Source organism: Streptomyces sp. NPDC056296 (assembly GCF_042268605.1).
In the GTDB taxonomy this organism is placed as follows: Bacteria; Actinomycetota; Actinomycetes; order Streptomycetales; family Streptomycetaceae; genus Streptomyces.
In genome coordinates, this window is the sequence record NZ_JBHJRX010000092.1 from 1 (window position 1) to 24,023 (window position 24,023).

Here is a 24,023-nt window from a genome sequence, read left to right on the forward strand (position 1 = left end):
AGCTCCACTCCACAACCGGAGGCCTTCGCCGTCCTACAGATTCAGACCGTGTCGTCGCACAAACTCGACCAACCTGGCTGGGCAGTACATCTAGGGCACGTGCCGGCGGGCGCGCAGGGCCAGGCTCAACGCCAGGACGGTCTGCGGGTCGTCGAGGTCCGTGCCCAGCAGCTCCCCGATCCGCGCCAGCCGGTTGTACAGCGTCTGCCGGTTGAGGTGGAGTTCGCGCGCTGTCTCCGCCTTGCGGCCGGCGTGCGCCAGGTACGTCTGGAGGGTGGGCAGCAGGGGCGGCTTGGAGCGGTTGTCGTGGTCGCGCAGGGGACCGATCGCCCGGTCCACGAAGGCCGCGAGGTCTGGATGCTCGCGCAGCCGCCACAGCAGCAGGTCGATGTCGAGGCGCCGGGCGTCGTACCAGGGCCGGTCGGTGAGGCCCTGGGCCGCGGTCGCCGTCTCCGCCGCGTGCCTGAGACTCGCGGACGCCGCCGCCCAGCCGCCGGCCACTCCGACGACCACGACGGGCGGCTGCGCCCCCGGTGGATGCATCCCGGCCCGCTCCACGCCCGCCCGCAACGCCACCGCGACCCGGTCGGCGACCGCCGTCCGCTCCGACTCCGTGCGCAGGCCCAGCAGAAGCGGCACCCGGCCCTCCACCGGCCGTACGCCCAGCAGGACCGGTACCCCGACCGACGCGAGCTCCTCGGCGACCGCGCGCGCCAGCACCGCCCAGCCGCCACCGGCGGGGGACAGGGTGTCGCCGAGCCGCATCACCACCGGGAGCAGCGGGCCGGCGCCCGGCTTGAAGCCCAGGACGCGGGCCTGGGCCGGGGCGTCCTCCGGGGTGATCCGGCCCTCGGCGAGGTCGGTGAGGAAGTCGCCGCGCCCGCGCGCCGCCAGTTCCTCCTCCTGACGGGCCTGCATCAGCACCACGGCGAGGATGCCGGCCGCCCGCTCGGCCGCCATCCGGTGCACCGGCGCCAGCGGGGAACGTACGGGCAGCAGAACGAGCCGGGCGCGTACCGACCCGGTGCCGGGGCCGCCGCCGGGCACGTCCACCAGGGCCGAGCCGGCCGGGGGCGGGGCTTCCTTGTGCGGGCCGCGCAGCCCCTCCCACACCTGGAGCGGGTCGGCGCCCTCGGGGCCGGCGCCGGCGGCGTACAGCAGGCGGCCGTCGGTGGTCTCCAGGAAGACCGGGTTGCCGCCGAAGTCGGCCAGGATGCCGAGCACCTGGGGCACCCCGCCGCCGCCGAGGAGCGCCTCCGTGCAGCGGCGGTGCACCTCTTCGGCTCGCTGGAGCAGCGCGTAGTGGCCGTTGACGATCTCGGTGTGGATCTCCTCGGTGACCGTCACGAACGGCACCTCGCGGTGCAGCTGGACCAGCGGCAGTCCGGCCGCGCGGGCGGTGTCCACGAGGGCGGCCGGCAGGCGGCCGAAGCGCGGGCCGAGTTCCACGACGAGGGCCGCGATGCCGCGCTCGGCGAGGGTGCGGACGAAGGCGCGCTGTTCGGCGGGGCGGGTGCCGAGGCCGTATCCCGTGGTCAGAAGGAGCTCGCCGCCCTTGAGGAGGGAGGCGATGTTGGGTACCTCGCCGGCGTGGACCCAGCGCACGGTGCGGTGCAGACGGTCGGCGCCGGCGAGGATCTCCGGGAGGCCGCTGCGGAGGCCGGGGAGTTCCAGGGCGCGCTGCACGGTGATCCCCGAGGGTGGGGGTGCGCTGGGGGTGTTCATGAGCGGACGGTACCTGGGGGTGTTGGGCGGGCACATCTTCGGAGGCCGGTGCCTTTGCCGTGAGCGGCTGGGGGCAGACGGTGGGCCTGCCGCCCGGCGCCTGGTGGCTGCCCGGCGTGGGCGTGGCCGGGGGTGGACCGCGCAGCCCGGCGCTGCGGGGTGCCTCCCCCACTCTCGGCTTCGCTCGCGCGGGGGGGACCCCCATCGCCCACCCGTGCCGCCCCTGGGGGTACCTCCCAGGCCGTTCAGGCACTGGGGGAGGCACAACTGCCCGCAGCGGCGGCGGCGAGTTCGTCAGCCCCCGTACGCCCCGCTCGCCGTCAGCCGCAGTGCCGTGTCGATCAGGGGGACGTGGCTGAAGGCCTGGGGGAAGTTGCCGACCTGGCGCTGGAGGCGGGGGTCCCATTCCTCGGCCAGGAGGCCCAGGTCGTTGCGGAGGGAGAGGAGCTTCTCGAAGAGCTTCCGCGCCTCGTCCACCCGGCCGATCATCGCCAGGTCGTCGGCCATCCAGAACGAGCAGGCCAGGAATGCGCCCTCGTCACCGGGCAGGCCGTCGACGCCCTCGCTGCCGCCCTCCGTCGGGTAGCGCAGGATGAAGCCGTCCGACGTGGACAGCTCACGCTGGATGGCCTCGATGGTGCCGATGACCCGCTTGTCGTCCGGCGGCAGGAAGCCCATCTGCGGGATCAGCAGCAGCGAGGCGTCCAGCTCCTGGGAGCCGTAGGACTGCGTGAAGGTGTTGCGTTCCTTGTCGTAGCCCTTCTCGCACACGTCCCGGTGGATGTCGTCGCGTAGCTGCTTCCAGCGCTCCAGCGGGCCGTCGGCGTCGCCGGACTCGATCAGCTTGATGGTGCGGTCGACGGCGACCCAGGCCATCACCTTGGAGTGCACGAAGTGCCGGCGCGGGCCGCGCACCTCCCAGATGCCCTCGTCCGGCTCCTGCCAGTGGTCCTCCAGGTAGCGGATCAGCTTGAGCTGGAGCAGCGAGGCGTAGTCGTTGCGGGACAGGCCCGTCATGTGGGCCAGGTGCAGGGCCTCGGTGACCTCGCCGTAGACGTCCAACTGGAGCTGGTGGGCCGCGCCGTTGCCGACGCGGACCGGGGTGGAGTCCTCGTAGCCGGGCAGCCAGTCCAGCTCCGCCTCGCCCAGCTCGCGCTCGCCGGCGATGCCGTACATGATCTGCAGGTTCTCCGGGTCGCCGGCGACCGCGCGCAGCAGCCACTCACGCCAGGCGCGGGCCTCCTCGCGGTAGCCGGTGCGCAGCAGCGAGGACAGGGTGATCGCCGCGTCGCGCAGCCAGGTGTAGCGGTAGTCCCAGTTGCGGACGCCGCCGATGTCCTCCGGCAGGGAGGTGGTGGGCGCGGCGACGATGCCGCCGGTGGGGGCGTAGGTGAGGGCCTTCAGGGTGATCAGGGAGCGGACCACGGCCTCCCGGTAGGGGCCGTGGTACGTGCAGTGCTCGACCCAGTCGCGCCAGAAGTCCTCGGTGGCCTCCAGCGACTGCTCGGGTTCCGGCAGCGCCGGCGGTTCCTTGTGCGAGGGCTCCCAGGAGATGGTGAAGGCGATCCGCTCACCCGGAGAGACCGTGAAGTCCGCGTACGTGGTGAGCGCCTTGCCGTAGGTCTCGGCCTCTGTGTCGAACCACACGGAGTCGGGGCCCGCGACGGCCACCGTGCGGCCCTCGTGCTTGTGCACCCAGGGGACCACGCGGCCGTAGCTGAATCGCATCCGCAGCTCCGAGCGCATCGGCACCCGGCCGGAGACACCCTCCACGATCCGGATCACCTGCGGCGCGCCGTCGCGCGGCGGCATGAAATCGGTCACTCGGACCGTGCCGCGCGGTGTGTCCCACTCGGACTCCAGGACCAGCGAGTCGCCGCGGTAGCCGCGCCGGGCCGCGGTCGGGGGCTCGGCGCCGGAGGCGTAGGCGGGGCCCATCCGCCAGAAGCCGTGTTCCCCGGTGCCCAGCAGACCGGCGAAGATGGCATGCGAGTCGAAGCGGGGCAGGCACAGCCAGTCGACTGTGCCGTCCCGGCAGACCAGGGCAGCGGTCTGCATGTCTCCGATGAGTGCGTAGTCTTCGATGCGCCCGGCCACGTGCAACTCCAGTCGAACGGCCACGTCACCCCGCGTGGGGGCGGTCGCTAGTGCGGTCAAGGGTGGGGTCAGGGGTGTGTGTCAGGGATGTGTGTCATGCGTCGTTGAGCCATGAAGCAAAGCAGCCGTCCGGCCGTGAAGCCAAACGCTGTGCCGCAAACGACAATTGTTGCTCAACGAACTGACGAGCTCTCGTTGTTCCGGTGCTGACGGGCGAGGGGTGGTGCCATGTCGCCGGGCGGGCTCGGCAGCGAACGTCCGAGCAGGATACGACGCACGTAGATGATCTGTGTGCCGCTCCGGACAACCCGGGTCCGCCGAACGAGTGACCACCGGGTGAGGAAACGGTGAGCCGCGCGCCTGAGTGTCCGGGCGTGCGCGGAGGGTGGCCGGAAGCCATCGCCCTGAGGCGCTGATACGCTGGTAGCCCGTGGACCGGTGGGAGAAGAACCCCGGAACCGCAGCGACGGCGCCGCCGACGACAACCCGGTACGACCGGGTCGGACGACGAACGCACCGCACCCCAGACCGCGACCACGGGAGCCCCCTCTTGGCCATGCCGCCCGCTGCTTTTCGAAACAGCACAGCTTCGACGACCAAGCACATCTTCGTCACCGGGGGTGTCGCCTCCTCGCTCGGCAAGGGGCTGACCGCCTCCAGCCTCGGCATGCTGCTCAAGGCACGGGGTCTGCGCGTCGTGATGCAGAAGCTCGACCCGTACCTCAATGTCGACCCTGGCACGATGAACCCCTTCCAGCACGGTGAGGTGTTCGTCACCAACGACGGCGCCGAGACCGACCTGGACATCGGCCACTACGAGCGTTTCCTCGACCGCGACCTCGACGGCTCCGCCAACGTCACCACCGGCCAGGTGTACTCGACGGTGATCGCCAAGGAGCGGCGCGGCGAGTACCTGGGCGACACGGTCCAGGTCATCCCGCACATCACCAACGAGATCAAGCACCGCATCCGCCGCATGGCGACGGACGAGGTGGACGTCGTGATCACCGAGGTCGGCGGCACGGTCGGCGACATCGAGTCGCTGCCGTTCCTGGAGACCGTCCGCCAGGTGCGGCACGAGGTCGGCCGCGACAACGTCTTCGTCGTCCACATCTCGCTCCTGCCGTACATCGGCCCCTCGGGTGAGCTGAAGACGAAGCCGACCCAGCACTCGGTCGCGGCGCTGCGCAACATCGGTATCCAGCCGGACGCGATCGTGCTGCGCTGCGACCGCGAGGTGCCGACCGCGATCAAGCGCAAGATCTCCCTGATGTGCGACGTCGACGAGGCCGCCGTGGTTGCCTGCCCCGACGCCCGCTCGATCTACGACATCCCCAAGGTCATCCACACCGAGGGCCTGGACGCCTACGTCGTCCGCAAGATGGACCTGCCGTTCCGCGACGTGGACTGGACGACCTGGGACGACCTGCTCGACCGCGTCCACAAGCCCGACCACGAGATCACCATGGCACTGGTCGGCAAGTACATCGACCTGCCCGACGCCTACCTGTCGGTGACCGAGGCGCTGCGTGCGGGCGGCTTCGCCAACAAGGCCCGCGTGAAGATCAAGTGGGTCACGTCCGACGACTGCAAGACGGCGGCCGGGGCCAAGGCGCAGCTCGGTGACGTCGACGCCATCTGCATCCCGGGCGGCTTCGGCGACCGCGGCGTGCTCGGCAAGGTCGGCGCGATCCGCTACGCCCGCGAGAACAAGATCCCGCTGCTGGGCCTCTGCCTGGGCCTGCAGTGCATCGTGGTCGAGGCGGCGCGCAACCTGGCCGGCATCACGGACGCCAACTCCACCGAGTTCGACCCGGCCACCTCGCACCCGGTCATCTCGACCATGGCCGAGCAGCTGGACATCGTGGCCGGCGAGGGCGACATGGGCGGCACCATGCGGCTCGGCATGTACCCGGCCAAGCTGGCCGAGGGCTCCATCGTGCGCGAGGTCTACGACGGCAAGGAGTACGTCGAGGAGCGGCACCGCCACCGCTACGAGGTGAACAACACCTACCGCGCGGAGCTGGAGAAGAAGGCCGGCATCCTCTTCTCGGGCACCTCCCCGGACGGCAAGCTCGTCGAGTACGTCGAGTACCCCCGTGACGTCCACCCCTACCTGGTCGCCACGCAGGCGCACCCGGAGCTGCGCTCGCGCCCGACCCGCCCGCACCCGCTCTTCGCCGGGCTGGTCAAGGCCGCGGTCGAGCGGAAGACGTCGAAGTAACACACCAGTTGTACGGTGGCCGGGGCGCGCGCATTCAAACGCGCGGGCCCCGGCTTTTCGCGTACGTCTGGAAGGGCAGGTCAGGCATGACGGGCAGCACGATCAAGGACATCCCCGAGGAGTGGGAGGTCAGGGGCACCGAGACGCCCTTCCGGGGCAAGAAGACCTCCGTCCGCACGGACGACGTGGTCATGCCCGACGGCTCCGTGGTGACCCGCGACTACCAGGTCCACCCCGGCTCCGTGGCCGTCCTCGCCCTGGACGACCAGGGCCGGGCCCTGGTCATCCGGCAGTACCGGCACCCCGTGCGCGAGAAGCTGTGGGAGATCCCGGCCGGTCTGCTCGACGTCCCCGGCGAGAACCCGCTGCACGCCGCGCAGCGCGAGCTGTACGAGGAGGCGCACGTCAAGGCCGAGGACTGGCGGGTGCTGACCGACGTCTACACCACCCCCGGCGGCTGCGACGAGGCCGTACGCATCTTCCTCGCCCGGAACCTGTCGGAGGCCGAGGGGGAGCGCTTCGAGGTCGAGGACGAAGAGGCCGACATGGAGCTGGCCCGGGTGCCCGTGGCGGACCTGGTCCGGGGTGTGCTCGCGGGCGAGCTGCACAACAACTGCCTGGTCGTGGGCGTGCTCTCGCTGGTCGCGGCGGAGCGGGGCGACGGGCTCGACGCGCTGCGCCCGGCTCAGGCGCCGTGGCCGGCGCGTCCGTTCGAGGCCTGAGGAACACGCTCGCCCGTCATGGTGTGACCATCGGTTGATCCGATCGAGGGATGTGCCCGCCGCGCTCCGCAGGGAACGTAGCAGAGCGTGAACTAGGCTCTGGAAACGCCCGAACCGGGGTTCCGGCGGGCGCCGGCGTGCGGTGGGATCGGGAGTGTGGCCCGTGACGGATCAGGCGGTGGACACGGACGGCGTACGGCTGTCGGAGGACCCTGCTGAGGAGAGTCGGTTCCTGGGCCGCACCCGGGAGTTGAAGGAGCTGCGCGCCGACATCGAGCGTGCGGGACTGGACACCCTCTCCGGCCGCAAGGCCCCCCGCGCGCGCGTGCTGCTGATCGCGGGCCGGCCCGGATCCGGCCGCACCGCGCTCGCCGAGGAGCTGGCCGCCCAGGTCGCGGACGGTTACCCCGACGGCGTGCTGCGCGCCCGGCTGAGCGAACCGGACGGCACGCGCGTGCCCGTCGGGCGGCTCGCCCGGGAACTGCTGGGCGAACTGGACCGCCCCGCCCCGCCCGGGGCCGACGAGGACGACCTCACCGAGGCGCTCCGCACCGCCCTCGCCGACCGCAAGGTCCTGCTGCTGCTCGACGACGCGGCCGACGCCGAGCAGGTCGACGCCCTGCTGCCGGACACCCCGGACTGCCTGGCCGTCGTCGTCGCCGAGGGCCCGCTGACCAAAATCGCCGACGTCCGCCCGTGCACGCTGGGCGGCCTGGACACCAAGTCGGCCGTGGAGCTGCTGTCCCGGCACACCGGATCCGTGCGCATCACCGTCGACCCCCGGGCCGCCGAACAGCTGGTCGAGGTCTGCCAGGCCCAGCCCGCCGCGCTGACCCTGGCCGGCGGCTGGCTCGCCGCCCGTCCCCAGGCGGCCGTCGCCGACCTCGCCAAGCACGTGCACGCGGAGGGTGACGACGGCACCGCCCTCAGCCGCGTCTTCCGCCTCGCCTACGCGTCCCTGCCCAGCCCCGCCGCCCGGATGCTGCGGCTGCTCTCCCTCGCCCCGGCCGGCCTGGTCGACCCGCACACCGCGTCCGCGCTCGCCGGCTGCTCGGTCCACGGCGCCCGCACCACCCTGGACGACTTCGTCGCCCTCGGCGTGCTGCGGTCGGTCGACTCGCCGCTGCCCGAGTACGAGGTTCCCGGGTGCCTGCACGACCGGCTGATGGCTCTCGCCGAGACCCACGACCGTCCCGCCGAGCTCCAGCTCGCCCGCGCCCGCATGCTGGAGCGGACGGTGCGGCTGCTCCAGTCCTGCCGGGCGGTCACCGAGACCGACAGCCCGCAGGCCCGCGAGAAGCTCCTCGGCATGCCGCGTGCCCTGCGCTTCCCGCATCCGAGGGCCGCCGCCGACTGGCTGCGGGTCCGCCGGCCCGCCCTGCTGGCCGCGGCACGGCTCGCGGTCGCCGACGGGGAGCTGGACACCCTCGCCCGGAGACTGATGTCCCAGCTGGTGCGGACCATGGTGGCCCACTTCGGCACCCAGGCGGCGGCGCCCGACCTGTACGGCATCCACCGCCTCGTCCTCGACGTGGCCGAGCGCCGTGAGCTGCCCCGGGAGAAGGCGGCGGCCCTGCTGAACCTGGCCGACCTGGACGCCCGTACCGGCCGCACCGCCGAGGCCCTGGCGCGCTACCGGGCGGCGCTGGACGCCGGGCGCGAGGCGAACGACCCGTACGCGACCGGCCGCGCGATGGAATCCGTAGGCGGCGCCCATTTGGAACTCGGCGACTACGACCGGGCCGCCGACTGGTTCGGCCGGGCGCTGGCCCAGCGGCTCGCCCGGGACGAGCGCGCCGACGCCTCCCGCGTCTACGGCCGGCTCGCCACCGCCCACACCTACGCCGGCCGCTACGGCGAGGCGCTGCGGGGCTGGCGCGCCGCGGTCGCCGGGTACCGCAGGGCGGGCGACGTGGCCGCGCACGCGCGGGCGTTGAGCGAGCTGGCCCGCGTCCAGGAGTACGCCGGACGCCCCGAGGAGTCGCTGCGCACCTGCCAGGAGGCCGTCGACTGGGCCCGCCGGGCCGAGGACGTCCGGCTCCAGGCCGCGCTGCACCTGCGGCTGGCCGACACGCTCGACCACCTCGGCGATCCCGTCGCTGCCGGGCTGCAGCGGAGCGCGGCGGATCGCATGCTGAGGGAAGATCCCGCCGAGGCCTGCGAAATCCGCAGCGCATCGTCTGAAGATTGATGCTTTGAAAGGCTGGACAGCGGGAACACCTTCATTAGACTGGCTCTGCCGCACGTTCTTGCGGACTCTCCCGTTGTGCCCACGTGTACGCGGGTATGTGTAGAGATAGCCCAACCCTCTGAGCCAAGGACCGTGATCGACGTGAAGGTCGGTATCCCCCGCGAGGTCAAGAACAACGAGTTCCGGGTGGCCATCACCCCCGCCGGCGTGCACGAGCTGGTGCGCCACGGTCACCAGGTCGTCATCGAGCGTGACGCCGGTGTCGGCTCCTCGATCCCCAACGAGGAGTACGTCGCCGCCGGCGCGCGGATACTCGACACCGCCGACGAGGTCTGGGCCACCGCCGACCTGCTGCTGAAGGTCAAGGAGCCCATCGCGGAGGAGTACCACCGCCTCCGCAAGGACCAGACGCTCTTCACCTACCTGCACCTGGCGGCCTCCAAGGAGTGCACGGACGCGCTCATCGAGTCCGGCACCACCGCCATCGCCTACGAGACGGTCGAGCTGCCCAGCCGCGCGCTGCCGCTGCTGGCCCCGATGTCCGAGGTCGCGGGTCGGATCGCCCCGCAGGTCGGCGCCTACCACCTGATGGCCCCCAACGGCGGGCGCGGCGTGCTGCCCGGTGGCGTGCCCGGCGTGACCCCCGCCAAGGCCGTCGTCATCGGCGGCGGCGTCTCCGGCTGGAACGCCACCCAGATCGCCGTCGGCATGGGCTTCGACGTGACCCTGCTCGACCGCGACATCAACAAGCTGCGCGAGGCCGACAAGATCTTCGGCACCAAGGTCAAGGCCGTCATGTCCAACTCCTTCGAGCTGGAGAAGGCCGTCCTCGACGCCGACCTGGTCATCGGCGCGGTGCTCATCCCGGGTGCCAAGGCCCCGAAGCTCGTCACCAACGAGCTGGTCTCCCGGATGAAGCCCGGAAGTGTTCTTGTCGACATCGCGATCGACCAGGGCGGCTGCTTCGAGGACTCGCACCCCACCACGCACGCCGAGCCGACCTTCAAGGTCCACAACTCGGTCTTCTACTGCGTCGCCAACATGCCGGGCGCGGTGCCGAACACCTCCACCAACGCCCTCACCAACGCCACGCTGCCGTACATCGTCGAGCTGGCCGACCGCGGCTGGGTCGAGGCGCTGCGCCGCGACCCGGCGCTGGCCAAGGGCCTCAACACGCATGACGGCAAGGTCGTCTACCGCGAGGTCGCCGAGGCGCACGGTCTGGAGTACGTCGACCCGGTCACCCTGCTCGGCTAAGTCACCAACCGGAAAAGGCGATACGTCAACAGACGCCGTCAACCCCACACGCCCGGCCGGACCTTGCCCGACAAGGTCCGGCCAGGTGTGTGTATGGTCACTTTGCGATTCTCGGCCAACTCGCCTCGAACGTAACGCTTCAACCGATTCGCGCACCGGTGAAACCTGCTGTGCGACGGCCGTACGCCCTTGACAGAGGGATGTTTCATTGCCGACACATCGGGCCGGGTCCGGCGGATTGTGTTGCTGCGGACGCCCGACACGCCATAGAGTCGCCGAACGTCGGCATGGTGCCACGCTGACCTGTCTAGAAATTTCCTGGTCACCAAGGAGGTAAGACGACTTGTGAATGAGTCGACATTTACTCCCGGGGGTGGTCAACCAGGAATGCCTGCACGGGCCCACGGCCCCGGGCGTCTCGAGGCTGTCGGCTCCGTCGCTGTACGCACCTTCGCAGCCCACCAGAGTCCGCAGGCAACTCAGACAGCACACATGAGTATGGATGGCCAACACGTGAACGCCATGGCCGGCAACGGAAGTGGCGCGCCCCGCAACCACTTCGCCGACTACGACGAACTGCCCGAGGGGCACTTCTACGACCCGGACGCGGAGTACGAGCCCGATCCCGAGTACGCCGCCACGCTCGCGCCCGACGCGGCCCGCCAGCGCCGTGAGCGCATCGGACCGACCGGACGCCCGCTGCCCTACTTCCCGATTCCGGGCCCGCTGACCGAACACGGCCCCGCGAAGATCATCGCGATGTGCAACCAGAAGGGCGGCGTCGGCAAGACCACGTCGACCATCAACCTGGGTGCCGCGCTCGCCGAGTACGGGCGCCGGGTGCTGCTCGTCGACTTCGACCCGCAGGGCGCGCTCTCGGTCGGGCTCGGCGTCAACCCGATGGAGCTCGACCTCACCGTCTACAACCTGCTCATGGAGCGGGGCATGGCGGCCGACGAGGTGCTGCTGAAGACCGCGGTCCCCAACATGGACCTGCTGCCCAGCAACATCGACCTGTCGGCGGCCGAGGTGCAGCTGGTGAGCGAGGTCGCGCGCGAGTCCACGCTGCAGCGGGCGCTGAAGCCGCTGATGGACGACTACGACTACATCGTGATCGACTGCCAGCCCTCGCTCGGTCTGCTCACGGTCAACGCGCTGACGGCAGCGCACAAGGTGATCGTGCCGCTGGAGTGCGAGTTCTTCGCGCTGCGCGGTGTGGCGCTGCTGACCGAGACGATCGAGAAGGTCCAGGAGCGGCTCAACCCCGACCTGGAGCTGGACGGCATCCTCGCCACGATGTACGACTCGCGCACGGTGCACAGCCGTGAGGTGCTCGCGCGTGTCGTCGAGGCCTTCGACGATCACGTCTACCACACGGTCATCGGGCGTACGGTCCGCTTCCCGGAGACCACGGTCGCCGGTGAGCCGATCACCACGTACGCCTCCAACTCCGTCGGTGCCGCCGCCTACCGCCAGCTCGCCAGGGAGGTGCTCGCCCGGTGTCACGCCGAGTGAGTCTGCCGGGGGCCGACGAACTCTTCCGTACGACAGGGGGGATGGGGCTCCAGGCCTCCTCTCCGCGGCGACCGGCCAACGGCGAGGCCCGGGTGCCGGCGCCGGCGGGGGAGAGCGACCAGGCCGCCGCCGAGGACGCACCGCAGTCGGTGCCCGCGCAGGGCGGTGACGGCGGGGGCGCGGAGCACGCCGCGGCGGACGCGGAACCGGGCTCGGCGGGCGAGTCGCGCAGCCGGGGCGCGGAGCGCTCCGCGCGGGGCTCCGTGCCGAGCGTGAGCGCGCAGGAAGGTTCTGCCGCCGCCCAGCCGCGCAAGCGCGGGCGGTCCCCCTCGCGCCGGCCCAGCGGCCGGGAGCGCCACGACGAGAAGATCACCGTGTACGTCTCCGCCGAGGAGCTGATGGACCTGGAGCACGCCCGCCTGGTGCTCCGGGGCGAGCACGGACTGGCCGTCGACCGCGGCCGCATCGTCCGCGAGGCGGTCGCCGTGGTCCTCGCCGACCTGGAGACCCGCGGGGACGCCAGCATCCTCGTACGACGGCTGCGCGGGCGGTAGCGGTAGCCTGCGGGGGCCATGACCTCGAACGACGCCCCCCGCCCCGGCGCCCGCGCCGGCCGTCGGCGTGCGCTGGGGCGCGGACCGACAGAGCCACGGGTGGCTCCGCCGGTTCCGCCGCTCCGCGAGAAACCCGAGGCGCCCGAGGCGCCCGAGGTGGTGCCGTCCGGCACCGAGCCCCCCGAGGCCACGGTCGCGCAGGCGGTGCCGTCCGGGGAGCCGTCGGAAACCACGGCTTCGCAAGCCTCGCCGCCGACTGACGCGACCTCACGGGGGTTCTCCCGCGCGGCAACCGAGCCGGAGGCCGCCGAGCGTGCCCGCCCCCGCCCGGATACCGGGACGCGTGGCGAGCCGGAAGCGTCGGCGGGCCCTCGGCCGGACGCCGCGCCGTGGCCCCCCGCCGTGGCACCGGAGGCCACCGAGGCGGTGCCCGGTCTCACGCCCGGAGCCGGGCCGCAGGCGTCCGCCGTGGCACCGGAGGCCCCCGGGGTGGCGTACGGCCCCGCGGGCCGCGAGAGCGCGGCGCAGGGTGTCTCAGGGGTCGGCGGGGCGGTGGGAGAGGCTGAAGCAGCGGGGGCCGGTTCCGTGTCCGTCGCGCCGGTGGCTCCGCAGGGCGCCCCGGGGTTCGACGGGGAGGCAGCGGGGGCGGGTTCCGCGTCCGGGGCACCGGGGGTTCCGCCGCCAGGCGGGGCCGAGCGTTCGCCGGAGGCCGGAGAGGTGCCCCACGCGCTCTCCGAGGGCGCGCTCGACGACGGTCGCGACGGTGTCTTCAAGGTGCGGCTGGCCAACTTCGAGGGGCCGTTCGATCTGCTCCTCCAGCTGATCTCCAGGCACAAGATGGACGTCACCGAGGTCGCGCTCTCCAAGGTGACCGACGAGTTCATGGCGCACATCAGGGCGATGGGCCAGGACTGGGACCTCGACGAGACGACCGAGTTCCTGGTGGTCGCGGCCACGCTGCTCGACCTGAAGGCGGCCCGGCTGCTGCCCGCCGCCGAGGTCGAGGACGAGGCCGACCTGGCGCTGCTGGAGGCCCGCGACCTGCTCTTCGCGCGGCTTCTCCAGTACCGCGCGTACAAACAGATCGCGGAGATCTTCAACGAGCGGCTCGAAGCCGAGGCCCGTCGCTACCCGCGTACCGTCGGGCTGGAGCCCCACCACGCCGAGCTGCTGCCCGAGGTCGTCATCAGCATCGGGCCGGAGGGCTTCGCCAAGCTGGCCGTCAAGGCGATGCAGCCCAAGCCCAAGCCGCAGGTCTACGTCGAGCACATCCACGCGCCCCTGGTCAGCGTGCAGGAGCAGGCCGGGATCGTCGTCGCCCGCCTGAAGGAGCTGGGACAGGCCAGTTTCCGCCTCCTGGTCGAGGACACCGACGACACGCTGACCGTCGTCGCCCGCTTCCTCGCCCTGCTGGAGCTGTACCGGGAGAAGGCCGTCGAGCTGGACCAGGAGACCGCGCTCGGCGACCTGCTGGTGCGCTGGACGGGCGGGGACGCGGACGCCGAGCCGGTGGTGACCGACGAGTTCGACCGGCCGCCGGAGAAGACCGAGGAGGAGCGGAAGGCGTGAGTGAGGAGACCCGGGAGGCCGTGGGCGGGCCGGAGGCCGTCGCCGGCCTCGAACTCAAGCCCGCCCTCGAAGCCGTCCTCATGGTCGTCGACGAGCCCGCGACCGAGGAGCATCTCGCCCGGATACTCCAGCGGCCCCGGCGGCAGATCGCCGACGCGTTGCGCGAGCTGGCCGACGAGTACACCGTCCAGGGCCGCGGCTTCGAGCTGCGCCTGATCGCGGGCGGCTGGCGCTTCTACAGCCGCCCCGAGTACGCCGCGGCCGTCGAGGGCTTCGTCCTGGACGGCCAGCACGCCCGCCTCACCCAGGCCGCCCTGGAGACCCTCGCCGTGGTCGCCTACCGCCAGCCGGTCAGCCGCGGCCGCGTCTCCGCCGTGCGCGGCGTGAACTGCGACGGTGTGATGCGCACCCTCCTGCAGCGGGGTCTGGTCGAGGAGGCGGGCACGGAACCCGAAACAGGTGCGATCCTGTACGTGACGACGAACTACTTCCTGGAGCGGATGGGCCTGCGCGGCCTGGACGAGCTCCCGGAGCTCGCGCCCTTCCTCCCGGAGGCGGCGGCGATCGAGGCCGACACACTGGAAGGGGTCCCGTCGTTCGATCCGGACGCCCCGGATTCCGAGGACGCAGACGACAAGACGGAACTTTGATGCGAAGCAGCAGCGGCAGGAACAGCAGCGGAAACAACGGCGGGAGCCGTGGTGGCAACAGCGGCGGCCGCGGCGGGAGCAGCGGTGGCCGCGGTAACCCCCGCGGCGGGAGCGGCGGGAACCCCCGCGGCGCCGGTGGCAACCGCGACAACAAGCAGGGCGGCCGTCCGAAGAACCCGCGCCCCGAGGAGCGGCGCTACGACGTGGGTCCCGGCGCCACGCACGAGGGCCCGAAGTCGGGCCGCGGCCCGGCGGCCCGCGGCGGCGCCAAGGGCGGGCCGAAGAAGCCCCTGCAGCGGGGGCGCTCGGTGCCGGCCACGTCCCGCGAGTACGAGGCGCGGGCCGAGGAGCGCAACCGCGAGCGGTACGCGGGCAAGAAGGACGTCAAGCCCCCCAAGACCTTCCCCGGCGCCGAGCAGGAGGGCGAGCGGCTGCAGAAGGTCCTCGCGCGCGCGGGCTACGGCTCCCGGCGTGCCTGCGAGGAGCTGATCGAGCAGGCGCGCGTCGAGATCAACGGCGAGATCGTGCTGGAGCAGGGCCGCCGCGTCGACCCGGAGAAGGACGAGGTCAAGGTCGACGGCCTGACCGTCGCGACGCAGTCGTACCAGTTCTTCTCGCTCAACAAGCCCGCCGGTGTCGTCTCCACCATGGAGGACCCGGACGGCCGGCAGTGCCTCGGTGACTACGTCACCAACCGCGAGACCCGGCTCTTCCACGTCGGCCGGCTCGACACCGAGACCGAGGGCGTGATCCTGCTCACCAACCACGGCGAGCTGGCGCACCGCCTGACCCACCCCCGGTACGGGGTGAAGAAGACCTACCTCGCGCACATCGTGGGTCCGATCCCGCGCGACCTCGGCAAGCAACTGAAGGACGGCATCCAGCTGGAGGACGGGTACGCGCGCGCGGACCACTTCCGGGTCGTCGAGCAGACCGGCAAGAACTACCTGGTCGAGGTCACCCTCCACGAGGGCCGCAAGCACATCGTCCGCCGGATGCTGGCGGAGGCGGGCTTCCCCGTCGACAAACTGGTGCGCACCGCCTTCGGCCCGATCACCCTGGGCGACCAGAAGTCGGGCTGGCTGCGCCGGCTGTCCAACACAGAGGTCGGGATGCTGATGCAGGAGGTCGAGCTCTAGGCGCTCAGGCGCCGCGAGGGTTGTGACGGGTCGGCCACCCCCTTTATAGTCAAGATGACTATTAAGGGGGTGGCCGCCTGTGCACGGCTACGACAAGTACGCCTTCGAACCCTTCGCCGTCACCGTTGACCTCGCCGTCCTCACGCTCCGCGCGGGCGCGCTGCACGTGCTGCTCGTCGAGCGGGGGCAGGAGCCGTACGCCGGCCGCTGGGCACTGCCCGGCGGCTTTCTGCTGCCGGACGAGTCGGCGGAGGCGGCGGCCCGCCGGGAGCTGGCCGAGGAGACCGGCCTGGCCGACGTCAGCGCACCGCACCTGGAGCAGCTGCGGACCTACAGCGAGCCCGGCCGCGACCCCCGGATGCGGGTGGTGTCGGTCGCGTTCGCCGCCCTGCTGCCCGACGCTCCCGAGCCGCGCGGCGGCGGTGACGCGGCCGCGGCCCGCTGGGTGCCGTACGACAAGGCCCGCGACCTCGCCTTCGACCACGACCGGATCCTGGCCGACGCCCGGGAACGCGTCGGCGCCAAGCTGGAGTACAGCTGCGTGGCCACCGCCTTCTGCTCGGCCGAGTTCACCCTCGGCGAGCTGCAGCAGGTCTACGAGACCGTGTGGGGCACCGCCCTCGACCGGCCCAACTTCCGCCGCAAGGTCCTCGCCACCCCCGGCTTCGTCGAACCCGTCCCGGGCGCCGCCCGCCTCACCGGCGGCCGCGGCAAACCGGCCGCGCTCTACCGCGCCGGCCCGGCGACCACCCTGCACCCGCCCCTGCTCCGCACCCCTCGGGAAGGACGCCCCGCATGACCACGACCACCGTCACCAAGCGCGCCGCCACCGGAGCCCTCACCGGCCTCGCCCTCGGGGACGCGCTCGGCTTCCCGACCGAATTCAACGACGTCCCGTCGATCCTCGCCAAGTGCGGTCCGTGGCGGGAGATGGAACTGCCCCGGCCGGCGATCGTCACCGACGACACCCAGATGACGCTGGCGCTCGGGAAGGGGCTGCGGACGGCCATGGACCGCGGTGTCCTGACGCCCGAGGGGATGGCCGAGCCCGTGCGGCGGGAGTTCATCGCCTGGAACCGGTCGCCCGAGAACAACCGGGCCCCGGGCAACACGTGTCTCACGGCCTGCGACCTCCTGGAGCGTCCGGGCCGCCCCTGGCAGGACGCCAGCCAGATCCACTCCAAGGGCTGCGGCGCCAACATGCGCGTCGCCCCGGTCGGGCTCGCCCCCGGACTGAGCGACGAAAAGCGGGCGGGCGCCGCCCAGTTGCAGTCCGCGCTCACCCACGGGCACCCGACAGCGCTGGCCGCCTCCGACCTCACCGCGCACGCCGTACGGCTGCTCGCCGAGGGAGCCGAGCCGACCGGACTGGTCGGGCTGCTGCGGTCGTACGCCTACGACAACCGCACCCGCTACCACGAGCGCTGGCTCGGCGACCTGTGGACCCGCGCCCAGGACCCCACGCCCGAGCACTTCATGTCGCGCGGCTGGGACGAGTGCCTGGCGATACTCGACCGCCTCCAGCAGGCGGTGCGCACCGTCTCGCCGGAGACTGATCCCTGCCTCGCGGTCGGCGAGGGCTGGATCGCCGAGGAGGCCATGGCGGCCGGGCTGCTCTGCTTCCTGCTCTTCGTCGACGAGCCGCTGACCGCCCTGCGCCGCGGTGCCTGCACCTCCGGGGACTCCGACTCCATCGCGTGCCTCGCGGGCGCCTTCGCGGGCGCGTACCTGGGCGCCGACGCCTGGCCCGCCGAGTGGGCGGACCGTATCGAGTACCGGGGCGACCTGCTGGCCCTCGGAGCGCTCTGGGACGCTTGAGCGCATGATCGACGCCCTGGACATCGACCTGGCCCCGGTGGTGGCCGAACAGCCCTTCCCCGTGCTGTTCGCCACCGTCTCGGGCGCCCACCTCTACGGCTTCCCGTCCCGCGACTCGGACGTCGACCTGCGGGGCGTGCACCTGCTGCCGGCCGCCGACCTGGTCGGGCTGCGCGAGCCGGAGGAGACCAGGTCGCGGATGTGGGACCGGGACGGTGTCGAGATGGACCTGGTCACGCACGACCTGCGCAAGTTCGTACGGCTGATGCTGCGGCGCAACGGCTATGTGCTGGAGCAGCTGCTGTCCCCGCTGGTCGTGCACACCACCGAGGCGCACCGGGAGCTGGCCGCGCTCGCGCCGGGCGTCCTCACCGGCCACCACGCCCACCACTACCGGGGGTTCGCGAACACCCAGTGGCGGCTGTTCGAGAAGAGCGGTGAGCTGAAGCCGCTGCTGTACACCTTCCGGGTGCTGCTTACCGGCATCCACCTGATGCGCGGCGGCGAGGTGCAGCCCCATCTGCCCACGCTCCTCGGGGAGGTCGACGCCGCCCGGACTACCCGCCCGGGCTGATCGCCGCCAAGGTGGAGCGCGAGCACGGGGACGCCGGCGTCGACCACGCGCGCGTGCGTGCCGACGTGGAGCGGCTGCGCGGCGTACTGGACGAGGCGCAGGCGGCGTCAGCCCTGCCCGACGCCGCCACCTCGTACGACGCCCTGCACGACTTCGTCGTACGGAACCGGCTGGACCGCCCGGAGGGCTGAGGCGCGGCGCGTGCGGACGAGGAAGTCCTCGACGCGGCGCCGGTCCGGTTCCTCGGGCAGCGGACTGCGCCGCGCGGCCTCCTCGCCCTCCTCGGCCAGGCGGGTCATCCGGGACTCGACCTCCGGCCACGGCACCTCGCCGCGCTTCACGGCGAGCAGCGACTCGCGCCGGTCGCCGACGTCGATGGTGAGCGTGCCCGTGCGCAGCAGGTCGTGGGCGGACATCAGCAGCCGCAGCAGGTGCATCGCGTGCTTCCAGCGCGGGGCGCCGTGCGTGCGCACGTCGGCGTCCAGCTTGCGGCGCTGGCCGTGGGCGTAGCGGGTGAACGTCCCGTGGACCCGGCGGGAGAGGAACGCCTCGCGCAGGGCGAGCAGTTCGCGGCCCGTGTCGTCGGCGTACTCCACGAGCGGGGAGTGCAGGCACTCCAGGATGTTCGGGTTCGCGCGCAGGGCCAGCTCGCAGAAGCGCTCCAGCTCCCAGCCGAACTGCTCCTCGGCCGGGCCCTCCACGTGCGTCGGCGGCTTCTCGAAGCGCCAGAACAGCGGGGTCGGGGCGAGGAACACGCCCCGGCGGTCGGTGTCGCTGCCCTCCGTCGCCAGACCGAAGGCGCGCGAACCCATGACACAGGCGTAGATCGTGTGGTCGCGTACCAGGGTCTCGGGGTGCATGCCGGGAGCGTACGCGGGCGCCTCACGCCAGGCGGACCGAATTTCCGTCCACCGCGATCCGTTCCTCGGGCAGCGGCCTCGTGGCCGGCCCCTGCTCCACCGCGCCGTCGGTGATGCTGAACCTGCTGCCGTGGCAGGAGCAGTCGATGGAGCCGTCCCGGACGTCCGACACGAGGCAGTTCTGGTGGGTGCAGATCGCCGAGAACGCCTTGAACTCGCCCTGCTCCGGCTGGGTCACCACGATCTTCCGGTCCGCGAAGATCTTGCCGCCGCCGACCGGGATGTCGCTCGTCGGCGCCAGCTCCTGACCGGGCGAGGCGGCGGAGGCGTCGCCGTCCCCGCCTCCTCCGCCGCATCCCACGACGAGCGCCGCCGCGCCCGTGGAGAGGAGGACCGTACGGCGTGTCGGACTGTGGGGCATGTCGTCGCTCCGAGAGGGGGGTGGGGGAGGGGATTCCGGCCGGGGCCAGCGTCTCAGGAGACGGGCGCCCCGGGCCCGTACGCGCCGGGCTGACTAGGCTGGACGGACCAACAACCTTTACGCACGTCAGCAAGGAGCATCGCCGTGGCGGTACGAGCGGTCCGGGGCGCCGTCCAACTGGAGCGGGACGAGGCCGGGCACATGGACGAGCAGGTCGCGGCCCTGCTGACCGCCGTCCTGGAGCGCAACGACCTGACCGGCGACGACCTGATCAGCATCTGGTTCACGGCCACGCCCGACCTGCACAGCGACTTCCCGGCCGCCGCCGCCCGCAAGCTCGGCATCACCGACGTTCCGCTGATCTGCGCCCAGGAGCTGGACATCGAGGGCGCCATGCCCCGCGTCGTCCGGGTCCTCGCCCACATCGAGTCCGACCGGCCCCGTGCCGAGATCGCCCACGTCTACCTCGGCGCCGCCGCGGCCCTGCGCAAGGACATCGCCCAGTGAGAACCGCACTCGTCATCGGCACCGGTCTCATCGGTACCTCCGCCGCCCTCGCCCTGACCCAGCGGGGCGTCACCGTCCACCTGGCCGACCGCGACCCCGAGCAGGTCCGTACGGCCGCCGCACTGGGCGCCGGCACCGACGAGGCCCCGGACGGGCCGGTCGACCTGGCGATCGTCGCCGCCCCGCCGGCCCTGGTGGCCGACGTGCTCGCGGACGCCATGGGGCGCGGCGCCGCCCGCGGGTACATCGACGTGGCCAGCGTCAAGGGCGGCCCCCGGCGAGAGCTGGAGGCGCGGGGGCTCGACCTCGCGGCGTACATCGGCACGCACCCCATGTCCGGCCGTGAGAAGTCCGGGCCGCTGGCCGCCACCGGCGACCTCTTCGAAGGCCGCCCGTGGGTGCTGACCCCGACCCGGGACACCGACACCGAGGTGCTGAACCTCGCCCTGGAGCTCGTCTCGCACTGCCGTGCGGTGCCGGTGGTGATGGACGCGGACGCCCACGACCGCGCCGTGGCCCTCGTCTCGCACATGCCCCACCTGGTCTCCAGCATGGTCGCCGCCCGGCTGGAGCACGCCGAGGAGGCCGCCGTACGGCTGTGCGGACAGGGCATCCGCGACGTGACCCGGATCGCCGCCTCCGACCCCCGGATGTGGATCGACATCCTCTCCGCCAACCCCGGGCCGGTCGCCGACCTGCTCACCGACGTCGCCGCCGACCTGGAGGAGACGGTACGGGCCCTGCGCGCCCTGCAGTCCTCCGACGAGGACAAGCGCAGCGAGGGCGGTACCGGCATCGCCGAGGTGCTGCGGCGCGGCAACGCCGGGCAGGTGCGGGTCCCGGGCAAGCACGGCAGCGCGCCCCGGGTCTACGAGACCGTGGCGGTCCTCATCGACGACCAGCCCGGCCAGCTGGCCCGCATCTTCGCGGACGCGGGACGGGCCGGGGTCAACATCGAGGACGTACGGATCGAGCACGCGACCGGACAGCAGGCCGGTCTGATGCAGCTGATGGTCGAGCCGAAGGCCGCTCCGGTGCTGACGGCGGCCCTCGGGGAGAGGGGCTGGGCGCTCCGGCAGTGATCCCCGGGGGCCCGGCAGTGGTGCCCGGTGGGATACGCCTGTCCGAGGGGTCCCGGAGAGCCAGTAACCTTGTGCGGGACGCGTTCGCGTCCCGCACACCCCTCACCGCACCGCACCAGGAAGGTGTCCCCTCGTGGAAAACGGCGCCGCCCCGACCGTCCCGGCCGTGATTGTCGCCATCGACGGCCCCTCCGGCACGGGCAAGTCGAGCACGTCGAAGGCCGTCGCCGCCCAGCTCGGCCTGAGCTACCTGGACACCGGCGCCCAGTACCGGGCGATCACGTGGTGGATGGTCAACAACGGCATCGACACCGACGACCCGCACGCCATCGCCGCCGCGGCCGGAAAGCCCGAGATCCTCTCCGGCACCGACCCGGCGGGCCCCACCATCACGGTGGACGGCGTGGACGTGGCCGGCCCGATCCGCACCCAGGAGGTCACCTCCAAGGTCAGCGCGGTCAGCGCCGTCCCCGAGGTGCGGACCCGGATCACCGAGCTGCAGCGCACCATCGCCGCCTCCGCCCCGCTCGGCATCGTCGTCGAGGGCCGCGACATCGGGACGACGGTGCTGCCGGACGCCGACCTGAAGATCTTCCTCACCGCCTCGGCGGAGGCCCGCGCCGCCCGCCGCAGCGGCGAGCTCAAGGGCGCCGACGTCAACGTCACCCGCGAGGCCCTGATCAAGCGGGACGCGGCCGACTCCAGCCGCAAGACGTCGCCGCTGGCCAAGGCGGACGACGCGGTCGAGGTGGACACCACCGAGCTCACCCTCGCGCAGGTCATCGAGTGCGTCGTCACCCTCGTCGAGGAGAAGCGGGCGGGGAAGTGACCGCACCTTCCACCCCGCCCGTCCCCTCCGAGAAGGGTGCCGAGATCGGGCGGCGCATCGGCGTCGGCCTGATGTACGGGCTGTTCCGACCGCGCGTGCTCGGCGCCTGGCGGGTGCCCGCGACCGGCCCGGTGATCTACGCCGTCAACCACTCGCACAACGTCGACGGCCCGATGGTCATGGGCGTGGCACCCCGGCCGACGCACTTCCTGATCAAGAAGGAGGCGTTCATCGGTCCGCTGGACCCCTTCCTGCTCGGCATCGGCCAGCTGAAGGTGGACCGCTCTACCGCCGACCGCACCGCCATCACCCAGGCGCTGGGCGTCCTGGAGAACGGCGGCGTGCTGGGCATCTTCCCGGAGGGCACCCGGGGCGAGGGCGACTTCGCCGCGCTGCGCGCCGGGCTCGCGTACTTCGCGGTCCGCAGCGGCGCCCCGATCGTCCCGGTCGCGGTGCTGGGAAGTTCCGGCCGGCCCGGACGGTTGATAAAGGCGCTGCCCCCGCTGCGCTCCCGCATCGACGTCGTCTTCGGCGACCCCTTCGACGCGGGCGACGGCAGTGGACGGCGCACCCGCAAGGCCTTGGACGAGGCCACCGAACGCATCCAGAAGCAGCTCACCGCGCACCTGGAAAACGCCAGGCGCCTCACCGGGCGCTAGGCGACACTGAGTAGTGGCCCGCCCGGCGAAACAGGGTGCGCCACGATCACCACGATGAACGAGGTACGGACTTCATGAACGACCACATCCACTCCGAGGGCTCGGGCGAGGAGCACGACCACGGGGCGCTCGGCGACGCCGAGTACGCGCAGTTCATGGAGCTGGCCACCGAAGAGGGCTTCGACATCGAGGAGGTCGAGGGCGCGATCGAGGAGGCCGGGCACGGCCCGCTGCCCGTCCTCGCCGTCGTCGGCCGCCCCAATGTCGGCAAGTCGACCCTGGTGAACCGGATCATCGGCCGCCGCGAGGCCGTCGTCGAGGACAAGCCCGGCGTCACCCGCGACCGCGTCACCTACGAGGCGGAGTGGGCCGGCCGCCGCTTCAAGGTCGTCGACACCGGCGGCTGGGAGCAGGACGTCCTCGGTATCGACGCCTCCGTGGCCGCGCAGGCCGAGTACGCGATCGAGGCCGCCGACGCGGTCGTCTTCGTCGTGGACGCCAAGGTCGGCGCCACCGACACCGACGAGGCGGTCGTACGGCTGCTGCGCAAGGCCGGCAAGCCCGTCGTGCTCTGCGCCAACAAGGTCGACGGCCCGAGCGGCGAGGCCGACGCCGCCTACCTGTGGTCGCTGGGGCTGGGGGAGCCCCAGCCGGTCTCCGCGCTGCACGGCCGCGGCACCGGCGACATGCTGGACAAGGTCCTGGAGGCCCTGCCCGAGGCCCCGGCCCAGACCTTCGGCGCCGCCGTCGGCGGCCCGCGCCGCATCGCCCTGATCGGCCGGCCCAACGTCGGCAAGTCCTCCCTGCTGAACAAGGTGGCGGGCGAGGAGCGCGTCGTCGTCAACGAGATGGCCGGCACCACCCGCGACCCGGTCGACGAGCTGATCGAGCTGGGCGGCGTCACCTGGAAGTTCGTCGACACGGCGGGCATCCGCAAGCGCGTCCACCTCCAGCAGGGCGCCGACTACTACGCCTCGCTGCGCACCGCCGCCGCCGTCGAGAAGGCGGAGGTCGCCGTCATCCTCATCGACGCCTCCGAGTCGATCTCGGTCCAGGACCAGCGGATCGTCACCATGGCCGTCGAGGCGGGCCGCGCGATCGTCGTCGCCTACAACAAGTGGGACACCCTCGACGAGGAGCGCCGCTACTACCTGGAGCGGGAGATCGAGACCGAGCTCGGCCAGGTGGCGTGGGCGCCGCGGGTCAACGTCTCGGCGCAGACCGGGCGGCACATGGAGAAGCTGGTCCCGGCGATCGAGACCGCCCTGGCCGGATGGGAGACCCGCGTCCCGACGGGCCGGCTGAACGCCTTCCTGGGTGAGCTGGTCGCCGCCCACCCGCACCCGGTTCGGGGCGGCAAGCAGCCCCGCATCCTGTTCGGTACGCAGGCGGGCACCAAGCCCCCGCGGTTCGTGCTCTTCGCCTCCGGCTTCATCGAGGCGGGCTACCGGCGTTTCATCGAGCGTCGGCTGCGCGAGGAGTTCAGCTTCGACGGGACGCCGATCCACATCTCGGTGCGGGTGCGCGAGAAGCGCGGCGCGAAGAAGAAGTAGCGGCACCGGCTGAGACAGCGAGGAGAGGGGGGGGGGGGGGAGGGGACGACGGAGGGGGGCGCCTACCTCCTCTTTCC

The 24,023-nt window shown here is 72.2% G+C and carries 20 protein-coding genes and 1 pseudogene; 17 read left to right on the forward strand and 4 right to left on the reverse strand.

Features of this window, described 5'->3' with window-relative positions; all coding sequences use genetic code 11:
• Window positions 1–90 precede the first annotated feature (90 nt).
• The gene (locus ACFCZF_RS38465; protein ID WP_376675621.1) at window positions 91–1,725 is read right to left on the reverse strand and encodes a PucR family transcriptional regulator; all 1,635 of its coding nucleotides are present in this window, start codon (window positions 1,723–1,725) and stop codon (window positions 91–93) included.
• A gap of 294 nt (window positions 1,726–2,019) precedes the next feature.
• Window positions 2,020–3,822, reverse strand: a complete 1,803-nt coding sequence (locus tag ACFCZF_RS38470; protein ID WP_376675634.1) for a glycoside hydrolase family 15 protein — start codon at window positions 3,820–3,822, stop codon at window positions 2,020–2,022.
• Window positions 3,823–4,378: 556 nt separating this feature from the next.
• Here ACFCZF_RS38470 and ACFCZF_RS38475 point away from each other — a divergent pair.
• The 12 genes and pseudogenes from ACFCZF_RS38475 to ACFCZF_RS38530 all read left to right on the forward strand — a co-directional run bounded on the left by ACFCZF_RS38475 (window position 4,379) and on the right by ACFCZF_RS38530 (window position 18,226).
• A complete protein-coding gene (locus tag ACFCZF_RS38475) occupies window positions 4,379–6,046 on the forward strand; it encodes a CTP synthase (protein ID WP_375923170.1) in 1,668 nt (555 codons plus the stop codon).
• A gap of 86 nt (window positions 6,047–6,132) precedes the next feature.
• The gene (locus ACFCZF_RS38480) at window positions 6,133–6,768 is read left to right on the forward strand and encodes an NUDIX domain-containing protein (RefSeq protein ID WP_376675622.1); all 636 of its coding nucleotides are present in this window, start codon (window positions 6,133–6,135) and stop codon (window positions 6,766–6,768) included.
• A 163-nt stretch (window positions 6,769–6,931) separates the two neighbouring features.
• Window positions 6,932–8,959 (forward strand): tetratricopeptide repeat protein, encoded by a 2,028-nt coding sequence (locus ACFCZF_RS38485; protein WP_376675623.1) that lies wholly within the window; start codon window positions 6,932–6,934, stop codon window positions 8,957–8,959.
• Between the two features lie 141 nt (window positions 8,960–9,100).
• Window positions 9,101–10,216, forward strand: a complete 1,116-nt coding sequence (gene ald / locus ACFCZF_RS38490; RefSeq protein WP_376675635.1) for an alanine dehydrogenase — start codon at window positions 9,101–9,103, stop codon at window positions 10,214–10,216.
• 387 nt (window positions 10,217–10,603) lie between these two features.
• Window positions 10,604–11,731: a ParA family protein gene (locus tag ACFCZF_RS38495; protein ID WP_376675624.1), complete on the forward strand. Its 1,128-nt coding sequence runs from the start codon at window positions 10,604–10,606 to the stop codon at window positions 11,729–11,731.
• 41 nt (window positions 11,732–11,772) lie between these two features.
• Window positions 11,773–12,285 carry a hypothetical protein gene (locus tag ACFCZF_RS38500; RefSeq protein ID WP_376675625.1) on the forward strand — a complete coding sequence of 171 codons (513 nt, stop codon included), beginning with the start codon at window positions 11,773–11,775 and terminating at the stop codon, window positions 12,283–12,285.
• 552 nt (window positions 12,286–12,837) lie between these two features.
• Complete coding sequence (locus ACFCZF_RS38505; protein ID WP_376675636.1) at window positions 12,838–13,854, forward strand: segregation and condensation protein A; 1,017 nt, start codon at window positions 12,838–12,840, stop codon at window positions 13,852–13,854.
• Complete coding sequence (gene scpB / locus ACFCZF_RS38510; protein ID WP_376675626.1) at window positions 13,851–14,504, forward strand: SMC-Scp complex subunit ScpB; 654 nt, start codon at window positions 13,851–13,853, stop codon at window positions 14,502–14,504. The genes ACFCZF_RS38505 and scpB overlap by 4 nt, the downstream gene beginning before the upstream one ends.
• Window positions 14,504–15,643, forward strand: a complete 1,140-nt coding sequence (locus ACFCZF_RS38515; RefSeq protein ID WP_376675627.1) for a pseudouridine synthase — start codon at window positions 14,504–14,506, stop codon at window positions 15,641–15,643. The genes scpB and ACFCZF_RS38515 overlap by 1 nt, the downstream gene beginning before the upstream one ends.
• Before the next feature lie 79 nt (window positions 15,644–15,722).
• Entirely contained in the window at window positions 15,723–16,442 is a 720-nt protein-coding gene (locus ACFCZF_RS38520; RefSeq protein ID WP_376675628.1) for an NUDIX domain-containing protein, read from the forward strand.
• Entirely contained in the window at window positions 16,439–17,461 is a 1,023-nt protein-coding gene (locus ACFCZF_RS38525; RefSeq protein ID WP_376675629.1) for an ADP-ribosylglycohydrolase family protein, read from the forward strand. Before ACFCZF_RS38520 ends, ACFCZF_RS38525 begins: the two co-directional genes overlap by 4 nt.
• 4 nt (window positions 17,462–17,465) lie before the next feature.
• A pseudogene (locus tag ACFCZF_RS38530) lies at window positions 17,466–18,226 on the forward strand (DNA polymerase beta superfamily protein).
• On the opposite strand, the gene ACFCZF_RS38535 reads toward ACFCZF_RS38530, so the two are convergent.
• Both ACFCZF_RS38535 and ACFCZF_RS38540 read right to left on the reverse strand, forming a co-directional pair.
• A complete protein-coding gene (locus ACFCZF_RS38535) occupies window positions 18,143–18,895 on the reverse strand; it encodes a DNA polymerase beta superfamily protein (protein WP_376675630.1) in 753 nt (250 codons plus the stop codon). The pseudogene ACFCZF_RS38530 and the gene ACFCZF_RS38535 overlap by 84 nt on opposite strands.
• Window positions 18,896–18,917: 22 nt before the next feature.
• The gene (locus ACFCZF_RS38540) at window positions 18,918–19,316 is read right to left on the reverse strand and encodes a Rieske (2Fe-2S) protein (RefSeq protein WP_376675631.1); all 399 of its coding nucleotides are present in this window, start codon (window positions 19,314–19,316) and stop codon (window positions 18,918–18,920) included.
• A 144-nt stretch (window positions 19,317–19,460) separates the two neighbouring features.
• Between ACFCZF_RS38540 and aroH the strand changes: the two genes are divergently transcribed.
• The 5 genes from aroH (at window position 19,461) to der (ending at window position 23,946) form a co-directional block, all read left to right on the forward strand.
• Window positions 19,461–19,823 (forward strand): chorismate mutase, encoded by a 363-nt coding sequence (gene aroH / locus ACFCZF_RS38545; protein WP_121746120.1) that lies wholly within the window; start codon window positions 19,461–19,463, stop codon window positions 19,821–19,823.
• On the forward strand, window positions 19,820–20,905 hold the full coding sequence (locus ACFCZF_RS38550; protein ID WP_376675632.1) for a prephenate dehydrogenase: 1,086 nt from the start codon (window positions 19,820–19,822) through the stop codon (window positions 20,903–20,905). The genes aroH and ACFCZF_RS38550 overlap by 4 nt, the downstream gene beginning before the upstream one ends.
• A gap of 133 nt (window positions 20,906–21,038) precedes the next feature.
• Window positions 21,039–21,734: a (d)CMP kinase gene (cmk, locus tag ACFCZF_RS38555; protein ID WP_210964354.1), complete on the forward strand. Its 696-nt coding sequence runs from the start codon at window positions 21,039–21,041 to the stop codon at window positions 21,732–21,734.
• The gene (locus tag ACFCZF_RS38560) at window positions 21,731–22,393 is read left to right on the forward strand and encodes a 1-acyl-sn-glycerol-3-phosphate acyltransferase (protein ID WP_210964353.1); all 663 of its coding nucleotides are present in this window, start codon (window positions 21,731–21,733) and stop codon (window positions 22,391–22,393) included. Before cmk ends, ACFCZF_RS38560 begins: the two co-directional genes overlap by 4 nt.
• Before the next feature lie 74 nt (window positions 22,394–22,467).
• Window positions 22,468–23,946, forward strand: a complete 1,479-nt coding sequence (gene der / locus ACFCZF_RS38565; RefSeq protein ID WP_376675633.1) for a ribosome biogenesis GTPase Der — start codon at window positions 22,468–22,470, stop codon at window positions 23,944–23,946.
• The last annotated feature ends 77 nt before the right edge of the window (window positions 23,947–24,023 follow it).